This window comes from Tsukamurella conjunctivitidis (genome assembly GCF_007858475.1).
In the GTDB taxonomy this organism is placed as follows: domain Bacteria; phylum Actinomycetota; class Actinomycetes; order Mycobacteriales; family Mycobacteriaceae; genus Tsukamurella; species Tsukamurella conjunctivitidis.
In genome coordinates this window covers 1-5159 of record NZ_VIGX01000038.1, presented here as the reverse complement: position 1 = coordinate 5159, position 5159 = coordinate 1, and the positions used below count along the sequence as shown (strand labels likewise).

Annotated in this window: 3 rRNA genes; all 3 read right to left on the bottom strand. The window is 55.6% G+C overall.

What is annotated here, in order from left to right:
• Positions 1–17: 17 nt before the first annotated feature.
• Positions 18–134: ribosomal RNA gene (gene rrf, locus FK530_RS24150) — 5S ribosomal RNA — on the bottom strand.
• A 134-nt stretch (positions 135–268) separates the two neighbouring features.
• Positions 269–3355, bottom strand: a 23S ribosomal RNA gene (locus FK530_RS24145).
• Between the two features lie 442 nt (positions 3356–3797).
• Positions 3798–5159, bottom strand: a 16S ribosomal RNA gene (locus FK530_RS24140); the annotation flags it as partial.

Below are 5159 nucleotides of genomic sequence, written 5' to 3'. Positions count from 1 at the left end.
TCCTGTATCTAATTTTAGTCCGGCGGTGTCCTACTCTCCCACACCCTCACGAGTGCAGTACCATCGGCGCTGGAGGGCTTAGCTTCCGGGTTCGGAATGGAGCCGGGCGTTTCCCCTCCGCTATGGCCGCCGTAACACTGCGAAACAACACATGTGTTGTCTCAGACATTGCATAGTGGACGCGAACCAGAACATGTCTGGCTTCTGTTGATTGTTACACGCTTTTCATTCTGTGAGCCATGGTGCTCGTTTTGGCGAATGTTATGTGTGTGGTAAGCCCTCGACCGATTAGTACCAGTCACCTACACGCATTACTGCGCTTCCAGTTCTGGCCTATCAACCCCATAGTCTGTAGGGGGTCTTACCCACTCAAGGTGGTGAGAAACCTAATCTTGGAACAGGCTTCCCGCTTAGATGCTTTCAGCGGTTATCCCTTCCGAACGTAGCCAACCAGCCGTGCTCCTGGTGGAACAACTGGCACACCAGAGGTTCGTCCGTCCCGGTCCTCTCGTACTAGGGACAGCCTTCCTCAAGTTTCTAACGCGCGCGGCGGATAGAGACCGAACTGTCTCACGACGTTCTAAACCCAGCTCGCGTGCCGCTTTAATGGGCGAACAGCCCAACCCTTGGGACCTACTCCAGCCCCAGGATGCGACGAGCCGACATCGAGGTGCCAAACCATCCCGTCGATATGGACTCTTGGGGAAGATCAGCCTGTTATCCCCGGGGTACCTTTTATCCGTTGAGCGACACCGCTTCCACTTGCCGGTGCCGGATCACTAGTCCCGACTTTCGTCCCTGCTCGACCTGTCAGTCTCACAGTCAAGCTCCCTTGTGCACTTGCACTCAACACCTGATTGCCAACCAGGCTGAGGGAACCTTTGGGCGCCTCCGTTACATTTTGGGAGGCAACCGCCCCAGTTAAACTACCCACCAGGCACTGTCCCTGAACCAGATCATGGTCCGAGGTTGAGGTATCCAATACGATCAGAGTGGTATTTCAACAACGACTCCACGAACACTGGCGTGCCCGCTTCACAGTCTCCCACCTATCCTACACAAACCGAACCGAACACCAATACCAAGCTATAGTGAAGGTCCCGGGGTCTTTTCGTCCTGCCGCGCGTAACGAGCATCTTTACTCGTACTGCAATTTCGCCGAGTCTGTGGTTGAGACAGCAGAGAAGTCGTTACGCCATTCGTGCAGGTCGGAACTTACCCGACAAGGAATTTCGCTACCTTAGGATGGTTATAGTTACCACCGCCGTTTACTGGGGCTTAAATTCTCAGCTTCGCCTTACGGCTAACCGGTCCTCTTAACCTTCCAGCACCGGGCAGGCGTCAGTCCATATACATCGTCTTACGACTTCGCATGGACCTGTGTTTTTAGTAAACAGTCGCTTCTCTCTGGTCTCTGCGACCCCACACAGCTCACGGAGTAAATCCGGTCACCATGCGAGGTCCCCCTTCTCCCGAAGTTACGGGGGCATTTTGCCGAGTTCCTTAACCACAGTTCTCTCGATCTCCTTGGTATTCTCTACCTGACCACCTGTGTTGGTTTGGGGTACGGGCCACATCAGATCTCGCTAGAGGCTTTTCTCGGCAGCATAGGATCATGGAATTCACCGCAACGGCTACGCATCACCTCTCAGGCTTCATGAGATCCGGATTTGCCTAGATCTCGCCCTACAGGCTTACACCAGTACAACCACTGACTGGCCCCACTACCTTCCTGCGTCACCCCATCGCTTGACTACTACCAGCCGAGGTCCCGTGCATCCACTCAAATGTCACCCGAAGGTGATCGATGAGCTTCAGGACGGTTAGTACAACTGATTCATCAGGGGCGATCTGACACGGGTACGGGAATATCAACCCGTTGTCCATCGACTACGCCTGTCGGCCTCGCCTTAGGTCCCGACTCACCCTGGGAGGATTAACCTAGCCCAGGAACCCTTGGTCATCCGGAGGACACGTTTCTCACGTGTCATTCGCTACTCATGCCTGCATTCTCACTCGCACAGCCTCCACAACTAGGTCACCCTGCTGCTTCTACGGCTGCACGACGCTCCCCTACCCACCCACACCAAAGTGTGAGTGCCGCGGCTTCGGCGGTGTACTTGAGCCCCGCTACATTGTCGGCGCCCAGCCACTAGACCAGTGAGCTATTACGCACTCTTTCAAGGGTGGCTGCTTCTAAGCCAACCTCCTGGTTGTCTTCGCGACCGGACATCCTTTTCCACTTAGTACACGCTTAGGGGCCTTAGCCGGCGATCTGGGCTGTTTCCCTCTCGACTACGAAGCTTATCCCCCGCAGTCTCACTGCCACGTTCTCACTTACCGGCATTCGGAGTTTGGCTGACGTCAGTAACCTGTGAGGGCCCATCGGCCATCCAGTAGCTCTACCTCCGGCAAGAAACACGTGACGCTGCACCTAAATGCATTTCGGGGAGAACCAGCTATCACGGAGTTTGATTGGCCTTTCACCCCTACCCACAGCTCATCCCCTCAGTTTTCAACCTAAGTGGGTTCGGGCCTCCACAACATCTTACTGCTGCTTCACCCTGGCCATGGGTAGATCACTCCGCTTCGGGTCCAGACCCGGCGACTCAAACGCCCTATTCGGACTCGCTTTCGCTACGGCTACCCCCAGACGGGTTAACCTCGCCACCGAGCACTGACTCGCAGGCTCATTCTTCAAAAGGCACGCCATCACCCCACAACGAGGGCTCTGACGGATTGTAAGCACACGGTTTCAGGTACTATTTCACTCCCCTCCCGGGGTACTTTTCACCTTTCCCTCACGGTACTTGTCCGCTATCGGTCGCAAGGTAGTATTCAGGCTTACCGGGTGGTCCCGGCAGATTCACAGCAAATTCCACGGGCTCGCTGCTACTCGGGTATCCATCACAACAGGCACCACGTTTTCGGTTACAGGACTCTCACCCTCTCCGGCGGACCGTTCCAGGCCACTTCACCTAACATGATACTTTCTTACTGCTGTCCAGCCAGGTAGAGCTGGAAAGATGAACCCCACAACACCACACACACAACCCCTACCCGGTATCACATGTGCATGGTTTAGCCTCATCCGCTTTCGCTCGCCACTACTCACGGAATCACTATTGTTTTCTCTTCCTGAGGGTACTGAGATGTTTCACTTCCCCTCGTTCCCTCCACACCGTCTATATATTCAACGGCGGGTAACACCACATGACTGGTGCTGGGTTTCCCCATTCGGAAATCCTCGGATCACAGCTCGGTTGACAGCTCCCCGAGGCATATCGCAGCCTCCCACGTCCTTCATCGGCTCCTTGCGCCAAGGCATCCACCGTGCGCCCTTAGACACTTACAACACACAAAACACACACCAAACCCGAGACAACCCGAAAGCCATCACAACCTTGATGCGCCCTTCATGACGTCAAGCGCCAAAAAAACACAACAAAATGCTTACACAGAAACATGTAAAATTACAGAAACATAACACGATCAACCACACACGAACGTGCGGGAAGTCGCGTTGATGCTCGCGTCCACTATACAATTCTCAAACAACACACACCACCACACCGCCACCCACCCACACCCCGAAGGCCGTGGTACGCGAGCGCTGACACGCAGCAGCGAACAGAGAAGACGTATCCTCTCAGACACCCAACAGTGTGCCGACGAAACCCACGGACCGAACAAGCCGGCCACCAGGCGATAAGAATTACCGTGTCAGTGTTCCACCCAATAATATGAGCGACCGCCAAACCACGATCGGGTTTGATACGGCACTTAATGCTCCTTAGAAAGGAGGTGATCCAGCCGCACCTTCCGGTACGGCTACCTTGTTACGACTTCGTCCCAATCGCCAATCCCACCTTCGACAGCTCCCTCCCACAAGGGGTTAGGCCACCGGCTTCGGGTGTTACCGACTTTCATGACGTGACGGGCGGTGTGTACAAGGCCCGGGAACGTATTCACCGCAGCGTTGCTGATCTGCGATTACTAGCGACTCCGACTTCATGGGGTCGAGTTGCAGACCCCAATCCGAACTGAGACGCGCTTTAAGGGATTCGCTCCACCTCACGGTATCGCAGCCCTCTGTACGCGCCATTGTAGCATGTGTGAAGCCCTGGACATAAGGGGCATGATGACTTGACGTCATCCCCACCTTCCTCCGAGTTGACCCCGGCAGTCTCTCACGAGTCCCCACCATTACGTGCTGGCAACATGAGACAAGGGTTGCGCTCGTTGCGGGACTTAACCCAACATCTCACGACACGAGCTGACGACAGCCATGCACCACCTGTATAGAAGGCACAAGGCAAACCGAATCTCTCCGGCGATCCTCTATATGTCAAACCCAGGTAAGGTTCTTCGCGTTGCATCGAATTAATCCACATGCTCCGCCGCTTGTGCGGGCCCCCGTCAATTCCTTTGAGTTTTAGCCTTGCGGCCGTACTCCCCAGGCGGGGTACTTAATGCGTTAGCTACGGCACGGATCCCGTGGAAGGAAACCCACACCTAGTACCCACCGTTTACGGCGTGGACTACCAGGGTATCTAATCCTGTTCGCTACCCACGCTTTCGCTCCTCAGCGTCAGTTACTGCCCAGAGACCCGCCTTCGCCACCGGTGTTCCTCCTGATATCTGCGCATTCCACCGCTACACCAGGAATTCCAGTCTCCCCTACAGTACTCAAGTCTGCCCGTATCGCCTGCAGGCCCGAGGTTAAGCCTCGGGTTTTCACAGACGACGTGACAAACCGCCTACGAGCTCTTTACGCCCAGTAAATCCGGACAACGCTCGCACCCTACGTATTACCGCGGCTGCTGGCACGTAGTTGGCCGGTGCTTCTTCTGTAGGTACCGTCACTTGCGCTTCGTCCCTACTGAAAGAGGTTTACAACCCGAAGGCCGTCATCCCTCACGCGGCGTCGCTGCATCAGGCTTTCGCCCATTGTGCAATATTCCCCACTGCTGCCTCCCGTAGGAGTCTGGGCCGTGTCTCAGTCCCAGTGTGGCCGGTCGCCCTCTCAGGCCGGCTACCCGTCGTCGCCTTGGTAGGCCATTACCCCACCAACAAGCTGATAGGCCGCGGGCCCATCCTGTACCGCAAAAGCTTTCCACCAACCCCCATGCAGGGGAAGGTCATATCCGGTATTAGAC